The 16,434-nt window shown below is 64.2% G+C and carries 16 protein-coding genes and 1 pseudogene; 5 read left to right on the top strand and 12 right to left on the bottom strand.

The genetic code is table 11. The features are described 5' to 3' along the window. Nucleotides 1-7: 7 nt before the first annotated feature. From PC39_RS10645 to PC39_RS10625, 5 genes are all read right to left on the bottom strand, one after another. On the bottom strand, nt 8-3,094 hold the full coding sequence (locus PC39_RS10645; protein WP_353253365.1) for an efflux RND transporter permease subunit: 3,087 nt from the start codon (nt 3,092-3,094) through the stop codon (nt 8-10). Between the two features lie 19 nt (nt 3,095-3,113). Continuing rightward, nucleotides 3,114-4,223, bottom strand: a complete 1,110-nt coding sequence (locus PC39_RS10640; protein ID WP_353253364.1) for an efflux RND transporter periplasmic adaptor subunit — start codon at nt 4,221-4,223, stop codon at nt 3,114-3,116. 37 nt (nt 4,224-4,260) lie between these two features. Next, nucleotides 4,261-5,538 carry a TolC family protein gene (locus PC39_RS10635; protein WP_353253363.1) on the bottom strand — a complete coding sequence of 426 codons (1,278 nt, stop codon included), beginning with the start codon at nt 5,536-5,538 and terminating at the stop codon, nt 4,261-4,263. Between the two features lie 80 nt (nt 5,539-5,618). Next, nucleotides 5,619-5,963 (bottom strand): hypothetical protein, encoded by a 345-nt coding sequence (locus PC39_RS10630; RefSeq protein ID WP_353253362.1) that lies wholly within the window; start codon nt 5,961-5,963, stop codon nt 5,619-5,621. A gap of 50 nt (nt 5,964-6,013) precedes the next feature. Next, nucleotides 6,014-6,448: a MerR family DNA-binding protein gene (locus PC39_RS10625; RefSeq protein ID WP_353253361.1), complete on the bottom strand. Its 435-nt coding sequence runs from the start codon at nt 6,446-6,448 to the stop codon at nt 6,014-6,016. A 44-nt stretch (nt 6,449-6,492) separates the two neighbouring features. On the opposite strand from PC39_RS10625, the gene PC39_RS10620 reads away from it, so the two are divergent. The 5 genes from PC39_RS10620 to PC39_RS10600 all read left to right on the top strand — a co-directional run bounded on the left by PC39_RS10620 (nt 6,493) and on the right by PC39_RS10600 (nt 11,658). Then, nucleotides 6,493-7,347, top strand: a complete 855-nt coding sequence (locus PC39_RS10620) for a cation efflux transmembrane domain-containing protein (RefSeq protein ID WP_353253360.1) — start codon at nt 6,493-6,495, stop codon at nt 7,345-7,347. Between the two features lie 6 nt (nt 7,348-7,353). Next, nucleotides 7,354-8,871, top strand: a complete 1,518-nt coding sequence (gene lnt, locus PC39_RS10615) for an apolipoprotein N-acyltransferase (RefSeq protein WP_353253359.1) — start codon at nt 7,354-7,356, stop codon at nt 8,869-8,871. 88 nt (nt 8,872-8,959) lie between these two features. Further along, the gene (locus PC39_RS10610) at nt 8,960-9,313 is read left to right on the top strand and encodes a hypothetical protein (RefSeq protein WP_353253358.1); all 354 of its coding nucleotides are present in this window, start codon (nt 8,960-8,962) and stop codon (nt 9,311-9,313) included. A 270-nt stretch (nt 9,314-9,583) separates the two neighbouring features. Beyond that, nucleotides 9,584-10,510: a multicopper oxidase domain-containing protein gene (locus PC39_RS10605; RefSeq protein ID WP_353253357.1), complete on the top strand. Its 927-nt coding sequence runs from the start codon at nt 9,584-9,586 to the stop codon at nt 10,508-10,510. After that, on the top strand, nt 10,507-11,658 hold the full coding sequence (locus PC39_RS10600; protein WP_353253356.1) for a ZIP family metal transporter: 1,152 nt from the start codon (nt 10,507-10,509) through the stop codon (nt 11,656-11,658). Before PC39_RS10605 ends, PC39_RS10600 begins: the two co-directional genes overlap by 4 nt. 52 nt (nt 11,659-11,710) lie before the next feature. Here the strand turns inward: PC39_RS10600 and PC39_RS10595 are convergent, their stop codons facing one another. The 7 genes and pseudogenes from PC39_RS10595 to PC39_RS10565 form a co-directional block, all read right to left on the bottom strand. Further along, nucleotides 11,711-12,073 (bottom strand): arsenate reductase ArsC, encoded by a 363-nt coding sequence (locus PC39_RS10595; protein ID WP_353253355.1) that lies wholly within the window; start codon nt 12,071-12,073, stop codon nt 11,711-11,713. A 5-nt stretch (nt 12,074-12,078) separates the two neighbouring features. Continuing rightward, nucleotides 12,079-12,612, bottom strand: a pseudogene (locus tag PC39_RS10590) (arsenic resistance protein); the annotation flags it as partial. 87 nt (nt 12,613-12,699) lie between these two features. Continuing rightward, nucleotides 12,700-14,301: a multicopper oxidase family protein gene (locus PC39_RS10585; protein WP_353253354.1), complete on the bottom strand. Its 1,602-nt coding sequence runs from the start codon at nt 14,299-14,301 to the stop codon at nt 12,700-12,702. Then, nucleotides 14,298-14,984, bottom strand: coding sequence for a methyltransferase family protein (locus PC39_RS10580; protein ID WP_353253353.1), 687 nt, complete (start codon nt 14,982-14,984; stop codon nt 14,298-14,300). Before PC39_RS10580 ends, PC39_RS10585 begins: the two co-directional genes overlap by 4 nt. Nucleotides 14,985-15,018: 34 nt before the next feature. Further along, the gene (locus PC39_RS10575) at nt 15,019-15,261 is read right to left on the bottom strand and encodes a hypothetical protein (RefSeq protein ID WP_353253352.1); all 243 of its coding nucleotides are present in this window, start codon (nt 15,259-15,261) and stop codon (nt 15,019-15,021) included. A gap of 19 nt (nt 15,262-15,280) precedes the next feature. Beyond that, the gene (locus PC39_RS10570) at nt 15,281-15,745 is read right to left on the bottom strand and encodes a DUF411 domain-containing protein (protein ID WP_353253351.1); all 465 of its coding nucleotides are present in this window, start codon (nt 15,743-15,745) and stop codon (nt 15,281-15,283) included. Further along, nucleotides 15,742-15,990 carry a hypothetical protein gene (locus tag PC39_RS10565; protein ID WP_353253350.1) on the bottom strand — a complete coding sequence of 83 codons (249 nt, stop codon included), beginning with the start codon at nt 15,988-15,990 and terminating at the stop codon, nt 15,742-15,744. Before PC39_RS10565 ends, PC39_RS10570 begins: the two co-directional genes overlap by 4 nt. Nucleotides 15,991-16,434 lie beyond the last annotated feature (444 nt).

Genomic DNA, 16,434 nt, shown 5'->3' with positions numbered 1-16,434 from the left:
CTCCTCCTCATTTGTTGTGCCGCGTTTCCATCCACTCGTAGATCACGGGCAGCAGAACCAGCGTCAACAGGGTTGAGGTAATCAGTCCGCCGACCACGACCGCGGCCAGCGGGCGCTGGGTTTCAGCGCCGACGCCGCTGGAGAGCAGCATCGGGATCAGGCCCAGAATGGCGACACTGGCGGTCATCATGACGGGTCGCAGGCGCAGCTCCGCGCCGCGGCGCACGGCTTCGCCCACCGGAAGGCCCTTGTCGCGCAATTCGTTGATGAAGCTCACCAGCACAATGCCATTCAGCATGGCGACGCCGAACACCGCGATGAAACCGATGGCCGAGGGCACCGACAGGTATTGACCGCTGATGAACAGCGCGACCAAACCGCCGATGGTGGCGAACGGCACATTGGCGATGATCAGGGTGGCGTACTTCACTGAACTGAACGCGGTATAAAGCAGCACGAAAATAAAGAAGATGGTCAAAGGTACGATCAGCGCCAGGCGCGAGAGCGCCCGCTGCTGGTTCTCGAACGCACCGCCCCACTCGATCCAGTAGCCCGGCGGTAGGTCCACCTGCTGTTCGATGGCGGCGTTGGCGTCCTGCACAAAACCATCCACATCCCGGCCACGGACATCCATTTGAATTACGGCGTAGCGCTGCAACTGCTCGCGGCGGACAAAGGAATAGCCCTCGGCGGTGCTGACCTCGGCCACGCGCGACAGCGGCACGATAGCGCCGCTGGCAGTGCGCAGCGGGATATCATTGATGGCTGCCACCGACGCCTTGGAAGCGTCCTGAATTCTGGCGGTGATGTCGAAACGCTTGACGCCGTCGATCAGCGTCGAAACCGGCTGGTTACCGATGCCCGTGCGGACCACGGTCAGCACGTCGTCGGCGTTCATGCCATAGCGGGCCAGGGCCTCGCGGTCGACCTTGATCTGAATCTGAGGCTTGCCGATGTTGGCCTCCAGCGAGAGGTCGGTCACACCGGGGACGTTGTCAATCGCGTCCTTGATCTGGGCGCTCAAACGGTCGAGTTCGGCCAGGTCCTCGCCGTATATTTTGGCCGCCAGCGTGGCGCGCACGCCCGAGATCAACTCCTCCACGCGCATCTGGATCGGCTGGGTAAAGGCGATTACCGAGGTCGGCACGGCTTCTTCGAGCGCCTCGCGCATGGCGTCAGCCAACTCGCCAATGGAACGGTCCCACTCGCTTTTGGGCGTGAGGCCGGTATAGATTTCCATGTAATTGACATCCGCCGTCTCGCCTTTTTCGGCGCGCCCGATCATGGCGATGGTGGTTTGCACCTCCGGAAACTGGCCCAGCGCGCGTTCAATATCCTTTGAAATCTCGATGGATTGTTCCAGCGAGGTCGAGGGGATGGAGGTGACCCGCCACATGATCGAGCCCTCCTGCAATTGCGGCATGAATTCCTTGCCCAGCAAGGGAAATAACGCCAGGCTCGCGAGCAGCGCGGCGCCGGCGCCGGCCACAATGGTTTTCTTGTGCGCCAGCGACCAGGCAAGGCTGGGCAGGTAGACGCGTTTGATGCCGCGCACCAGCAAGGTGTCGCGCTCGGCCTTGGGCTTGAGGATAACCGCCGCCAGCACCGGGATGATCGTCAGCGTCAGCAGCAGGGAACCGGCCATGGCGAAGCTGATGTTGAATGCCATGGGCTTGAACAGCTTGCCCTCTAGCCCCTGCAAGCTGAACAGGGGCAGAAACACCACGATGATGATGAGAATGGCGAAGGCGATGGGCTTGGCCACCTCGCGCGCCGCCAGCAGCACCGCCGCGCTGCGGTCAACCTCTTCGCCTTTTTCACGCCACTCGGCCATGATGCGGAAGGCGTTCTCGGTCATCACGACCGCGCCGTCCACCATCATCCCGATCCCGATCGCCAGACCCGCCAGTGACATCAAATTGGCCGACAGGCCGGCCTGCTCCATGCAAATGAAAGCGATCAGCATGGCCAGCGGCAGGGCCGAGATCACCACAATGGCGGAGCGGAGTTCGCCGAGAAACAGGAACAGCACGAGCGCGACCAGCAGGGAGCCTTCGATCAGCGCCCGCTCGGCGGTAGAAACGGCTTCTTCCACCAGTTCCGTGCGCTCATAGACCGGGTTGATGGCGACCCCGTCGGGTAGCGCCGATTTGACGATATCGACCTTCTCCTTGACGGCGGAGACCACGTCGTCGGCATTGGTGCCGATACGTGCCAGCGCCATGCCCAGTACCACCTCCTTGCCATCGCGCGTTACCGCGCCAAAGCGCAGGGCCGGGGCCTGCTTGACGGTGGCTACGTCGCGCAGATACACGGGGGTGCCGGCGACGGTTTTCAGCATGATATTGCCGATGTCCTGTTCATCGGCCACCAGGCCCAGGCCGCGTACCAGATACTGCTCGGGACCAAGATTGACGTACTGCCCGCCCACCTGGCGGTTGTTCGACTCGATGACCTCCATGACATCCTTGTAGCCGAGGTCGTACTTGATCAGCTTCAACGGGTCGATCACGACCTGGAACTGGCGCTCTTGTCCGCCCCAGGACATCACATCGTCCACCCCCGGCGCGGTGCGCAGGATCAGCCGCACCGTCCAGTCCTGGATGGTGCGCAGGTCCATGTCCGAAATCTCTTGCTCCAATTGCTCGTCGGCGCGTTCGACGGTGTACCAGAACACTTGCCCCAGGCCGGAACTGTTGGGCCCCATCTCGGGCTGGCCGTACTCGGACGGCATACGGTTTGACACTTCCTGGAGACGTTCGAGCACCAGCCGGCGCGCGAAGTAAATATCCACGTCGTCCTCGAAGTAAACGGAAACATAAGACAGCCCGAACAGGCTGACCGAGCGGATATCGGTTACCCCGGGCAGGCCCGCCATTCCGGATTCCACCGGAAAGGTCAGTAGCTGCTCGACGTCTTCGGCGGCCAGGCCGGGGGATTCGGTATAGATGTTGACCTGTACCGGGGTGACGTCCGGAAAGGCGTCGATGGGGATGTTGTTGACCGCGCGCACCCCGAGGTACCCGAGCACCAGAAACGCGATAATCACCAGAAATTTGTAATGCAGCGACGCTTCGACCAGTTTATTCAGCATGGGGATGATTCTCTGTCTATTAGTCGCTGTCGCCAATCTGCGATTTCAGCGCCAGTGATTTGAGTAGGAACGCACCTTGGGTGACGATTTCGTCCTGCCGGGTCAGGCCGCTTTTGATCTCGGTCCAGCCGCCACGGGTGGCGCCGGTAACGACCGGCCGCGGCTCGAATTCGTCGCCCTTGAGCGTGAACACCGTTTGCGCACCATTCATCAACACCAGCGCGTCCGTGGGCACGGCCAGCGCGGCGTCCTCGCCCGCGGTTTGCAGTTCTACGTCTACATATTCGCCGGCGGCAAAGGTGGTGGCGCCGGGTTCAATTTCGATACGCACGGCGCGGGTGCGGGTGTCGGTATCCAGGTTGTAATGCAGTTGGACGATGCGGCCGTCGATCCATTCACGGCCGTCGCGGCTCACCCGTGCCGGCGCGCCCACCGCCAGTCTGGCGACCACCGCCGGGTCGAGCTGCGCCTGCACCCAGGGCGCACTGGTGTCCGTGACCTCGAACAGTACATGGCCGGGTTCCACGTACTCGCCGCGTACAAAATCATCGCTAATAACCCGCCCGTCCTGGGGCGAGAACAGCTCGAATTCGCCGGTGGCGCGCGAGGCATCCGCGCCTTGCAGCAGCGCGTTGATCTGTGTCTTGTTCATACCGTAGGCCCGCAGTGCGGCATACGCCCGCTGGCGCGCCACCTGGGCCTCGACATATCGCCGGTCGGACACAACCTGCTTGCCGAGTTGTTTCACCCTCTGCCACTCGCGGTCGGTTTCGATCAAGTCGGCCTGGGCGACCCCGACCTCTACGCTAGTCAGGGTGACCAGCGGCTGCCCCTGCTTGACCTCATCCCCCAGGCGCGCGTGCCGGGCCGCGACCTGCGCGCTGACGCGCGGGGTGATTTGCGCCGACTGATACGCATTGATACGCACTTCGCCCGGCGCGGTAATGGTGCCGGTGAGCGCGCGCCGGCCTACCGCTGCCGTTTCAATGCCCTTTTCCTGCCGCTGCGCGGGGCTCATGCGCAAGGGCTGTTCCTCCACATGCCCCGCGTCCGATTCGCTATCCGCGAATACGCTGCCAATGGGCAGCAACAATGCGCCGGCCCATGCCGCAATGATCCATTTGTTCATGTACTTTGACTCCATAGTAATTGGTAAGGGATGCGCGCTAGGGTTTGCGGGTCAGCCAGTCATCGACCTCGCCGCTGGCCACCAGCCAGTCGGCCCAGGCGTCCCACAGCCGGTTCTGGATTTTCAGTGCGGCGGCCCGTGTTTCCAGCGTCTGGTTAAGCTGCACCAGGTAATCGGCGGTGCTCATCTCGCCGTATTTCCAGATGCGATCGAGCTGCGAAACCTGGCTGCTCAGACTCGGCCGGCCGCTGCGCTGCCAGGCCTGCCATGCCGCATGGCTCAGCCGGTAGCGCTCGGCGGCCGAGAGCAGGCGCGCCTGGGCGCGGCGAAACGCCTCATGTTTGGTTTGTTCGGCCTCGGCCAATTCCGCGTTCGCGGTATCCACTTCGGCGGCAAAACTGTTGCGCACGAACAGGGGAACACTCAGGTTCAGGCCGACGACGCCGAAGCTATCGTCTTCGCCGTTGCGAAATGTGCGTTCCTGACCCACGGTAGCGCCCAGGGTGGGGTCCGGACGGCGCTCACGCCGGCGCAATTCCACCCGCGCCCGGGCGGCGGCACTGCGGGCCTGAAGTGCGCGGATTTGCGGCAGGGCGGTCAGCAGGGCCTGCGCGTCAAAATCGACGGGCGCGGGGATATCCGCCGGCAATTCGGGCCAGTCCTGAACCGCCTGACCGGTCACCGCCGCCAGATTTTGGCCGGCCTGCGCCAGATCGGTGGCCGCCAACGACAATTCCAGGTCCGCCTGGGTGCGGGCGAGACTCGCGAGGTCCAGTTCGATCTGGCTCAGATCGCCGGCGCGGCGGCGCTTTTGGCTGAGATCAGAGAAATCCGTCATCAGGCGCGCGCGCTCCTGCGCAAGGGCCTGCGCCGCCTCGGCGGTGTGGTAGTCCGCCAGTCCGCTGAGCAGTTCACCGGTGAGCTGCTGACGTCTGACGATATATTCAGCGCGCGCAACCTGTAGCTCGGCGCTGGCAATGTTGATGTTGGCACCGCGTTTGTCAGACCAATCCAGGGCCTGTTCCAGGCCCACGGTTCCCAATCGGGATTCCGACTGTTCCGCTTCAATTTGCAGTTGCGGGTTGTAGATCGGCCGATCCGCGGCGGCAACCCGGCCCCCGGCGGCCTCAATCTCGGCGCGCGCAGCGAGTAGGCCGGGGTTGGTTTCCAGGGTTGTTTGAATAAACCGTCGTAAAACCGGGCTCGTGGCTTCGGTTTCCGGCGAGGTCTGTGCAAGCGCGAGGTTTACCGACGCAGCGGCAATAACCGCCGCCAGGAAGACACGCGGCACCCGCCGCAAAAAAATGCTTGACATGAAAATTCAGTCTCCAGGCAAGGATCAAAGAAACAACAGCCCACGGCGCGCAGGCTGCATCGTCAGATCACAACTGGGGACTAAATATTAGGGGGGAAGGGGGGTGCGTCGGCCGCGCGTGTGCGGTAAGCGGTGGCCGCGGTGGTGTTGAACGCGACGATGGGCGTCGGCGCCAGGTTTTGGATATGGGGGGTCAGGGCTGAGCAGCAGACGCTGCCGTGGCAGCATAGGTCGTAGCAAAAATTGGTTTGTTCGGGAACAGCCGACTCCTGCGTGTCGCATACGAAATCTTGTGAATTCGTTAAATGCGTTACGGAGGTCTGCTGGCTTGCCGAGGTTGCGAAGCCCTGGTCAAGATCAGCCGCCCACGCCAAATTGCCGGTAATGACCAGCAGCGTGAGTATTTGGCAGATCAGGGTACGCATCGGAGCGCTAGGATAATAGAAGATATGCAATTCGCGGACAAGTTAGTGCACTACGCCCGCCGCGGTTCTCCCGGCCGATTGGAAGCGAGACCGTCGCCGTTCATCGCAGCAAGGATCCGGCAGTCCGCGGCGATGCCCCCGGAACAAGCGCCAACCAACTGCTTCAGTGCGGCTTGAAGCGATCTGAGTTCGCGCATGCGCTTTTCTATCTCGCGGAGCTGGGCGCGGGCCAAGGCGCACACTTGCTCGCAGTCGGCGTCGGGCGCGTCGCTGAGCGTCAGCATCTCGCCGATACCCGGCAGGCCGAAGCCCATGGCTCGCGCCGCGCGGATGAACTGCGCGCGTTGCAGGCCGGCCGCGTCGTACAGGCGTTGGCCGCCCGCCGTATGGGCGGCGGGCTGTAATAGTCCAAGCGCTTGATAATGCCGCAGCGATTGCACGGAGCAGCCGCAGCGGCGGGCAGTTTCGCCAATACTGAAATACATGATGATTGCCGGTTGAACCTATAACGATTGTAGCGATTAAGCTAATGGTTTTCATGCGCGGAGCCAACATGGCTGAAAACAAATCAGATCGCCGGATCAGCGAATTTTCCGTGCCCAAGATGGATTGCCCCTCAGAGGAAGGCATGATCCGCATGGCGCTGGATGGCGTGACCGGCGTGCATGGCCTAGCATTCGATCTGGGCGAGCGCCAGGTCCAGGTGTTACACGATCAGGATGTGGACGAGATCACGCCCAAGCTCGAATCCCTGGGTCTGGGGGCGCGCTTGCTGCGCACCCGGGATGCGGACGACGATGATCTGCAAGCGCTGCAACAAGGCCGCGAGGCGGATGCGCGGGAGTCCGGCACGCTGAAAATACTGCTGGCCATCAACGGCTTCATGTTCTTCGCCGAATTCACGCTCGGCTGGCTGGCGCAATCCACCGGCCTGATGGCCGATTCGCTGGACATGTTCGCCGACGCCGCGGTCTACGGCGTGGCCCTGTATGCGGTGGGCCGCAGCCTGCAACTGAAAACCCGCGCCGCGCATGTGGCCGGCTGGCTGCAATTGCTGATGGCCCTGGGCGTGCTCTTCGAGGTCGGCCGACGCTTCCTGTTCGGCAGCGAACCCGTGTCGTTGCTGATGATCACCGTGGGTTCGGTCGCACTGGCCGCCAACGTCACCTGTCTGTTTCTCATTTATCGTCACCGCCACGGCGGCTCGCACATGAAGGCGAGCTGGATATTCTCGGCCAATGACGTGATCGCCAATGTCGGCCTGATCCTCGCCGCGGTCCTGGTGGCTTGGACCGGCTCGCGTTATCCGGACTTGATTATCGGCACCATCATCGGCCTGGTGGTGCTCGACGGCGCCCGGCGCATACTCAAATTGCGGAACTGACCGCCGATGGCCAAGGCCCTGTTGCATCTCGGCCGACCCAGGCCGGGTTCGCTCGCGCCGTGGCTGAGCACTACGGCGGCCGGCGCGGCCCTGCCGCTGGCCTTCGCGCCCTGGTCCTGGTGGTGGCTGGCGCCGTTCTGCGTCGCGGTGCTGTTTCACAACGCCTGGACCGCGTCCCCGGGCCGGGCGTTTGCCCTGGGCTACTTGTTCGGTCTGGGTCTGTTCGGGGTCGGGGTATCCTGGATACACGTCAGCATGACGCAGTATGGCGGCGGCGGGCCGGTGACCAGCTTTATCGCCACCGGCGGCCTGATCGCCCTCCTGGCCTTGTTTCCGGCCCTGGCCCTGTGTCTGGCGCGCAGGTTACGGCCGCAAGCCGATGCCTGGGCATTATGGGCATCGCTGCCCGCGGCCTGGCTGGCACTGGAATGGCTGCGCACCTGGCTATTCACCGGTTTTCCCTGGCTGCTGCTCGGCTACAGTCAGGCCGATGCGCCACTGGCGGCGGCCCTGGCGCCGGTGACGGGCGTGCTCGGCCTGAGCGCTGTGGTCACCCTGCTGGCCGCGGCCCTGGTCTGGTGCGCCGCCGGACGTGGCTGGCGACGCTGGGCCGTAACCGCCGTTGCCGTCGCGGCCCTTGGCGCCGCCACTCATGTCGGGCTGGCACGCGACTGGACCCGGCCGGCCGGGCCACCCCTGGAAGTCGTGCTCGTGCAGGGTAATTTCGACCAAGCCGAGAAATGGCGGCCGGAAAATCGCAGTAAAACGCTTGCACGCTACGCCGCGCTGAGCGCGCCCTTCTGGCAGGCGGACTTGATCGTATGGCCCGAGACGGCTCTGCCTCAGCTTTACGAGATCCTGCCGACTGGCTATCTGGCCAGGCTCGCCAAGCGCATGAACGAGGCCGATACCGCTCTAATTCTGGGCGCCCCGACGCGCCGGGACGCACGGATTTTTAACAGCGCCATCGCGGTCGGCACGGATACGGCGTACCACAAGCGCCACCTCGTTCCCTTCGGCGAATACGTGCCGTTGCGCGGATTATTCGGCAACCTCCTCGACGTGCTGAGCGTGCCGGAGTTCGACTTCACCCCCGGCACCGAAATCACGCTGTTACCGGTGGCCGGATACCGTGCCGCCATCGCAATTTGCTACGAGATCATCTTCCCCAGGGAGATCGCCAAGCTGGCAGCCGGCTCGAACTTTCTCGTCAACATGAGCAATGACGCCTGGTTCGGCGACACCATTGGCCCCTGGCAGCACTTGCAGATTGCGCGCATGCGGGCCATGGAAGCACAACGCTATGTGTTGCGGGCCACCAATACCGGCGTGACCGCGGTGATCGATGACCGTGGCCGGGTGAGCGTTCAAGCGCCGCAATTTGAGGCGGTCTCGACGACGTCGCGGCTGGTGCCGCGCACCGGACTCACGCCTTACATGCGATGGCGGGACGCCCTATTGATCATAGTGACTGTTTTACTGTTCGGCTTGGTGATCCGGCGCAGTGTGGGTTCCGCCGCCTAATATTGGCACTCAATCAAAGGGTGCTCGATATCGGCTCCGGCGCGGGCACCCCGGCTCTGACAGCGGAGGGGAGGCTGACAACGCGGTCGTGGTCGACGTGGCGTCGCACCACGGCGGCCACGTGCACGACTTCGAGGGCGACGGTGCCATGCTTTACTTCGCCGGCCCCGGCGAAGCGCTACCCGCAGCCTTTGCCTTGCGAGCGGCGCTGGCTGAGTACCGGCGCGAGCGGCCGTCGCTGCCGCAGGCCCGTTTCTCGGTGGACGCCAAGCCCTTAGTCATCGGAAGGATCGGCACTCGGTTTCGGCGCGGCCCATCCTTTATCGGCCCCAGCATTAACCGCACCGCCCGCATCCTGCCGACGGCATTATCGTCACGCAAGGTGTATCGGAGCACGCGCGGCGCAGCGATCCGGACCTGCATGCCGAATTTGTCGAATTGAATGACCGGCAGCGACTGAAGGGTTTTGGCCGACAACCAGTTCGTTTGTGGGTGACCCAATTGAACTAAGGTTAACATGTAATTAAGCATGTGCTAAATTAATCAGCATATACTTAACACGAATCGGCATCACGTGAAGCAATCGAGCGGGTGGTTTCCCGGATTTTCCCGGCGCAATTTTCTGCGCCTGGGCTTGGCCGGATCGTTGGGTTCTCTGTTCGGCCCCTCGGCGGCGCATGGCCGCGTGGACCACGGCCTACATTCGGACGACATGACGACCGTCGGCGAAGTCGATCACCGGCGCAACGGCTTCGACCCGCATGCATTGCTCACCGACTGGGACGGCGGCATGGTGTCCCGGCTGCCGGACGGGCGACGCCTGCGCGAATACGAGATCGTGGCCGTAGACCGGGAGATCGAGATTGCGCCGGGCCTGTTCTTTCCGGCCTGGACCTATGCCGGCCGGGTGCCGGGGCCGACCCTGCGGGCCACCGAGGGCGATCTGGTGCGTATCGTGTTCCGCAATCAGGGCAGCCATCCCCACACCATTCATTTTCACGGCATCCATCCGGCGCGCATGGACGGCGTGCCCGGCGCCGGCGAGGTTTACCCCGGCGGCCAATTCACTTACGAGTTCGAGGCCCTGCCGTTCGGTTGCCATCTCTATCACTGCCATTCGGTGCCCTTGAAGCGGCATATCCACAAGGGGCTGTACGGCGCCTTCATCGTGGATCCGGAGCCGGCGCGGCATCCCGAGCACGCCGAGGCCGCGCGCTCGCGGTTGCTGGGGACCCCGGAAAACACCCGCTGGCAGGAGATGGTGATGGTGATGAACGGCTTCGACACCAATTTCGATGAGGAAAACGAGGTCTACGCGGTTAATACCGTCGCCCATGCCTATAACGAGCGCCCGATCCGAATCGAACGGGCCCGACCGATTCGCGTGTATCTGATCAACGTGACCGAGTTCGATCCGATCAACTCTTTCCACGTGCACGCCAATTTCTTCGATTACTACGACCACGGCACCACGCTGACGCCCACCTTGCGTACGGTGGATACCGTCATGCAGTGCCAGGCTCAGCGCGGGATTCTGGAGTTCAGCTTCGCCGAGCACGAGCCGGGCCTGTACATGTTCCATGCCCACCAGAGTGAGTTCGTGGAGCTCGGCTGGATGGGGCACTTCGAGGTGGCATGAGCACCGCGCGCTATTGGCTGCACTGGCTACTGCCGCCGGCCTTGCTAGCGGTGGCCATCTTCGCGCAGTTCAAGGGCGATTGGCTCGTAGAACTGGGTGGCGCGCCGGTGCCGTTCGAGGACGTCGTGGTCGAGCGGGTGGTGCTTGACGAACAGGGCATCGCCCTGAAATACCGGGTCGACAGCCCCGACCCGGTCACCATCGCCCAGGTTCAGGTGGACGGCGCCTATTGGCGATTCACGCAACAACCGGAAGGCCCGCTGTCCCGCGGCGAGGCCGCCTGGATCCGGATTCCCTACATGTGGGTCGCCGGCGACGCCCATCACCTGACCCTGGTGAGTTCGACTGGGGCAACCTTTGAACATACCATTGAAGTGGCTCAGGCCACGCCCCAGCCGACCCCGGCGAAGTTCGGCGCGTGGACCTGGGTCGGTCTATACGTGGGGCTGTTTCCGGTGGCGCTCGGCATGTTGTGTTATCCGGCGCTGCGCCGCTCCGGCCGGGGGATTATCGATTTCGTGCTCGCGGTGACCCTGGGGCTGCTGGCGTTCCTGCTCGTGGATACCCTGCTGGAGGCATTGGAACAGGCCGATCAGGCGGCCGGCTTGTTCCAGGGGCCGCTGCTGGTGTTGCTCGGGGCAACGGCGGCTTTCGTTGGCCTGCGTGCGGTCTCCGGCGGCGGCGCGGACGGCGTGTCGCTTGCTTGGCGCATCGCCTTGGGCATCGGCCTGCACAATCTGGGCGAGGGTCTGGCCATCGGCAGCGCTGTGGCCGCCGGGGAGATCGCCCTGGGTACCTTCCTGGTGGTCGGTTTCACCTTGCACAACGTCACCGAAGGCATCGGCATCGCGGCGCCGCTGACCGAATCGCGGCTAAGATTGCCGACTTGGGTGGGTCTGGCCGCTCTGGCCGGGCTGCCGGCGGTGGCGGGCTGCTGGATCGGCGCCTACGCCTTTTCGCCGCAGTTTGCGGCCCTATGCCTGGCGCTGGGGGTCGGCGCCATCCTGCAAGTGCTGATCGACGTCGGCTTGTATTTGCGCGGTCGCACGGCCTCGGCGCAGGGCCTGACCGGCCAGCCGCTGCTGGCGGGCGGCCTGCTGACCGGCATCGCGGTCATGTACACGACCGCGCTGGTATTTTCGGGGTAGTACTCGGGCGGGTGGGATACTGCACTGGCAACCATCCCATTATTCGATGCCGTCACCGAATTGACGAAGCTTGCCGAGGGCGGGGCGTCAGGGCCGGATCCGTCGATGCCGGATCCGCAATCGGCCAGTGCAAGCATCGCACACGCCCCGGCAGGATCGGACAGACTTCTTCGGCGCAAAGGGTCACGACGAGGTCTACCTCTTCGGGATCGACCTCGCTAACGAATTTGGACCGGTGGCCGGAGATATCGATACCGATTTCGGCCATCGACTCGATGGCGAGCGGGTTCACGCACGACGGCTCCGAGCCGGCGCTGATCACCATCGCCTTGTCGCTAAGAATTGAACGCGCCAGTCCCTCTGCCATCTGGCTACGCGCGGAGTTCGCGACACACAGGAAAAGTATCCGTTGCATAGCGTTTACCTGGCACCCTCTTCGACGGGGATTGCGGGCTTTTCCTCGAACCAACGTTTCCGGAGCCAGAGCGAAACGGTCACCAGCGAAATCAGCACCGGCACCTCGACCAGCGGGCCGATGACCGTGGCGAACGCCACCGGCGACGCCAGCCCGAAGGTGGCGATGGCGACCGCTATCGCGAGCTCGAAGTTATTGCTCGCTGCGGTAAAGGCAATGGCGGTGGTGCGGGGATAGTCGGCCTGGATCAGCTTGCCCATCCAGAAGCTGACAACGAACATGACGACGAAGTACACCGCCAGCGGCGCCGCGATGCGCAGCGCATCGAGCGGCAGCTCGAGGACCATGCCGCCCTTCAGGGAAAACATGGCGAGAATCGTGAAAAGTAGAGCGACCAGGGTCAGCGGCCCTATCCGAGGCAGAAAGCGCTCCTCGTACCACGCCGTCCCCTTGCGTCGGGTCAGCATGCGCCGGGTCAGATAGCCGGCCACGAACGGAATGCCGAGATAGATCAGCACGGCCTCGGCTATGGTCCAAAAGCCGACATCCTAGTGCATTGGTGGTGAACAAGTTGTGCGGTCGAGCGGATAGTCACGTCATTTGCCTCCTGTGGCTGCGATGAGGGATTAGGCACGCACGCGGTAATAGCGCATCATGCCGGCGTCCTCGTGTTCCATGTTGTGGCAGTGGTACATGTAAAGCCCCTCGAAATCCTCGAAGGTCAGCGCGATGCGCACGCGCTCGCCGGGCAAGACCAGCACGGTGTCGTGCCAGCCGGCATCCACCAGCCCGTCTTCGAGCCCGCCCCAGCCGTGGCGCCCGCCGGTCTGCTGGCGGCCTACGACCGTGAACTGCAAGCCATGCACGTGCATGGGGTGAGGCATCATAGTGTCGTTGGCAAACTCCCAGATCTCGGTGTCGCCCAGGCGCACGACCTCGTCGTCGGCCACATTGGTGCCCTCGAACCGGCGGCCGTTGATGGTGAAGCCGCGCATCATGGCCATGCCCAACTCGAAGCGGCGCACCAGCGTGTCGCGGTTGACCGCCGGTGTCTGCAGGTTGTCAACCAAGCGTTCGGGGAGCGGCTCGCCGCCACTCTCGCGGCGCGTCACGCGCAGGGTGAGCAGAGGGAAACGGGCGCCCGCCGGGAGCTCCGAGCCGCCCATCATGTCTCCCATCATCCCGCCTCCCATCATTCCGTTCATCATGCCCGCCTGATAGCCCTGGCTGAGCAAGCGCAGCTCGTCGCCCGGCTCGGAGCTAGACAAATCCAGCCACAGGTCGATGCGCTGCGCGGGCGCCAGCGTCACGAAGGGCTGCTTTAGCGGGGCTGTCAGCAGGCCGCCGTCCGTGCCGAGCACGGTCATGGGCCGGCCGTCGCTCCAGGCCAGCTTATAGATGCGCGAGTTGGAGCCGTTGACGAGCCGCAGGCGATAGGGCCGGGTAGCGACCTCGCGCACGGCATCGGGTTGGCCGTTGACCAGCACTCGGTCGCCGAGAAAGCCGCGCATGCGCCTCATCATGGTGCCCATGCCGCTGCCGATGTAGGTCAGCTCGTTGTCGCCGGCGAAGCTCCGGTCCTGAAGGACCAGGATCATCTCTTGATCCCCGGCGGGCAGCCCCAAGGAGCGCTCGCTTTCGTCCTCGATGACCAGCGGGCCGGTCAAGCCCGCATAGCTCTGGAAGCCGACCCGGCCGCCGTCCGGCCCGTGCGGATGCGGGTGATACCAGTACAGTCCGGCGCGGTCGCGCACCTCGAAGGCCACCGTCATGGCCTCGCCAGGCTTGATCGGCAGCCGCGGCTGGCCGTCCACGTCCGGCGGCACATGCAGGCCGTGCCAGTGGACGGTGGTGTCCTCCGGCAGGCCGTTCTCCAGCCGGGCGCGAAAGCGCTGGCCGCGGCGCAGCCGGATCAGCGGACCGGTGTAGCTGTCGCCCACCGGGGCAACGGTATCCGCGGGGCCGTTGCGCAGTTCGGCCGTGTAGCGCCAGACCTCGCTGGGCGTGCCGGGCAGAATGGGCGCCGTGCCTGGCTGCGCGCGCAGCCGCAGATCGACGTCGAACGGGCCGCGCTCGAGCCCGTGGCGAGCCGCCGTGGCGCTGCGCGTGCCGGCGCTCGTGCCGTTGCCGCAGGCGCTTAGGAGCAGCCCCGGAAACAGTGCCGTGGCGACGGTGGTGCCACCGATGCGGCGCAACAGCGTTCTGCGGGCTGGGTCGATATCGTTCATGGTCGCTTCCTCCATTGCGAGTCGCTGTCATCGATGCCGTCCTGGGAGGCATCGGCAAACCTTCGCCACTGGCCCCAGCGGGGGATAAACATCGGCACCCGGCGCTGATAAGCGCGATAGGTGTCGCCGAACTCGGCCAGCATGTGCCGCTCCTCGTGCCGAGCCAGCCGGTAATAGGCCAGCACGATCAGCGGAAACAACCCGACCGAGAACAACGTGGGCCAGTGCACCACACCCTCGCCGAACAAGGCGAGGAACAGGCCGGTGTACTGGGGATGGCGCACGAAGGCATACAGCCCATGGGTGACCAGCCGATCTTCCTTGCGCGCGCGGTGCACCTGCCGCCATCCCTGGACGAACAGGCCAATGCCGATAAGGGCGAGCCCGAAGCCGAGCAGCATGGAGATCAGCATCCCGGTCTCGCCTAGCCCGATCAGCGTGGACCAGAGGTTGGCGCTGACGTACGCGCTGTCGAGGCCGAAGAAACGCACCAGCAGATAGATGGTGAGCGGGAAGCCGTACATCTCCGCGTACAGCGCGATGATGAAGGCCTGCACTAGCCCGGCGCCGGCCCATTCACGCCATCGGATGGGCGCGAAGTAACGGTAGAACAGCCAGGAGACCAGCACGATGACGATCAGCGCGATACCCCAGGCGCCTGAATGGGCAATGGATTCATTCATCCGCAACCTCGCGTGGTTTGCGTGTGCGGGAGCCTCACCCGCCTGAATCGCGGCCGCCACTGCCGCCGCGCATGGCGATGGCGCACATCGCCAAGCAAGCCAGCAGGATCAGCACAATCCCGAGCAGGCCGGTGGCGGCGAGCCAGTCCCAGCCCAAGGCCAGGCCGATGGCGACGGCCGCGGCGAGGGTGAGCGAGACCCGGTATCGTGGCCACCAGCTTGCTGATCCTCGGTCGGCGTCGTCCTGGGGTTGCTTGTCGTTCGATTCGCGTTGCATCGATGGGGCTCCTAGGGTGTCAGTGGGTCGTATAGACCCGCGGTTCCCCCTTGTCGATAGCGTAGATCACAAACGGCTGCTGCTTTTCGCCCGTCATCCCGGGCGAGCCGGGCGGCATGCCGGGCAGTGACACGCCTTGTATGGCCGGACGTTCACGCAGCAGCTTCTCGATCACCCCGATGGGGACGTGACCCTCGACCACGTACTCGTCGATCGTCATCGTGTGGCACGCCGCCAGCTGGCGGGGCACGCCATGCTCACGCTTGACCGCAATGAGATCGCTGGTGGCGATCACCGTCACCTCGAGGCCGTGCCGCCGCAAATAGGCCGCGTAGGCGTCGCAGCACTGGCAGTCGGGGTTCTTGTACAAGGCCGCCGTAACCGGTGGCGCCGCGGACAGCGGTTGCATACTGGCGAGACCGATCACGAGGGCCAGAGTCAACTGCACGAGGTGCCGAGCGGTTTTCGTGCTTGCGCGGCTCATGACTTGTCGCTCCGCAGATACTTGATCAGCGCCAGGATTGCGAGAATCAGGGCAATGAGGATAAGCAGGCCGAACAGAACGCAGACGAACATGGCGGGCCCGCTCATCATCATGCTGCCGTTCATCATTCCTCCGTCCATCATGCCGTTATCGCCCATCTGGCCGGGTCCGGCTTGTTCCGCGGCGTTGGCGATGCCGGCGAATGCGCTGAGCAAGGTGAGGAAAATGCTTTCAAGTGTTTTCATGGTCTTAATGTCCTTTGCGTGGTTGAGAAGAATTCACGGATGACGGAATCCGGGGCAGTGCCGGCGGACCGCGAGGCGGCCGGCGGCATCGCTGTGCCCACCGTCCTTCCTTGCCGCTATCACCGTCGGTACGGGAACTTCCCGGGTGGCCCGGAACGCCGGCGGGTCCGGTTTCCCTCGGGGTCATCCGTCCTGGCCTGGCCCTCGGCCTGTTTCGAGCGTTCTCGATGTTTATGGCGATGAACGGTGCCCTTGCCGGGCGGGCCATGCCGATGTCGCTGTCTGGCCTCCTCCGTCAGAACGGGCTTTGCCTCAGTCGCCAGTTGCGTGGCCGGTGCGCCCGCGCCGGCCAGGCCGGCGGTCAAGCCCAGCGACGCGCCGGCGATGAGGGCCGGCCATAGGTTGCGTTGTCGTGCTTTCACGGTTGGAACCTCCTGTTGTCGG

Origin of the sequence: Salinisphaera sp. PC39 (assembly GCF_040361335.1) — a bacterium.
Lineage (GTDB): Bacteria > Pseudomonadota > Gammaproteobacteria > Nevskiales > Salinisphaeraceae > APNM01.
This window is presented reverse-complemented; position numbering and strand designations above follow the sequence as displayed.

Excerpts from the sequence above, each read along its gene's own strand:
- PC39_RS10595 (WP_353253355.1), bottom strand. The coding sequence starts at position 12,073 with ATGCAACGGATACTTTTCCTGTGTGTCGCGAACTCCGCGCGTAGCCAG.
- PC39_RS10565 (WP_353253350.1), bottom strand. The coding sequence starts at position 15,990 with ATGAAAACACTTGAAAGCATTTTCCTCACCTTGCTCAGCGCATTCGCC.
- PC39_RS10625 (WP_353253361.1), bottom strand. The coding sequence starts at position 6,448 with ATGTATTTCAGTATTGGCGAAACTGCCCGCCGCTGCGGCTGCTCCGTG.
- PC39_RS10575 (WP_353253352.1), bottom strand. The coding sequence starts at position 15,261 with ATGCAACGCGAATCGAACGACAAGCAACCCCAGGACGACGCCGACCGA.
- PC39_RS10585 (WP_353253354.1), bottom strand. The coding sequence starts at position 14,301 with ATGAACGATATCGACCCAGCCCGCAGAACGCTGTTGCGCCGCATCGGT.
- PC39_RS10635 (WP_353253363.1), bottom strand. The coding sequence starts at position 5,538 with ATGTCAAGCATTTTTTTGCGGCGGGTGCCGCGTGTCTTCCTGGCGGCG.
- lnt (WP_353253359.1), top strand. The coding sequence starts at position 7,354 with ATGGCCAAGGCCCTGTTGCATCTCGGCCGACCCAGGCCGGGTTCGCTC.
- PC39_RS10570 (WP_353253351.1), bottom strand. The coding sequence starts at position 15,745 with ATGAGCCGCGCAAGCACGAAAACCGCTCGGCACCTCGTGCAGTTGACT.
- PC39_RS10620 (WP_353253360.1), top strand. The coding sequence starts at position 6,493 with ATGGTTTTCATGCGCGGAGCCAACATGGCTGAAAACAAATCAGATCGC.
- PC39_RS10645 (WP_353253365.1), bottom strand. The coding sequence starts at position 3,094 with ATGCTGAATAAACTGGTCGAAGCGTCGCTGCATTACAAATTTCTGGTG.
- PC39_RS10600 (WP_353253356.1), top strand. The coding sequence starts at position 10,507 with ATGAGCACCGCGCGCTATTGGCTGCACTGGCTACTGCCGCCGGCCTTG.
- PC39_RS10640 (WP_353253364.1), bottom strand. The coding sequence starts at position 4,223 with ATGAACAAATGGATCATTGCGGCATGGGCCGGCGCATTGTTGCTGCCC.
- PC39_RS10580 (WP_353253353.1), bottom strand. The coding sequence starts at position 14,984 with ATGAATGAATCCATTGCCCATTCAGGCGCCTGGGGTATCGCGCTGATC.
- PC39_RS10605 (WP_353253357.1), top strand. The coding sequence starts at position 9,584 with ATGACGACCGTCGGCGAAGTCGATCACCGGCGCAACGGCTTCGACCCG.
- PC39_RS10630 (WP_353253362.1), bottom strand. The coding sequence starts at position 5,963 with ATGCGTACCCTGATCTGCCAAATACTCACGCTGCTGGTCATTACCGGC.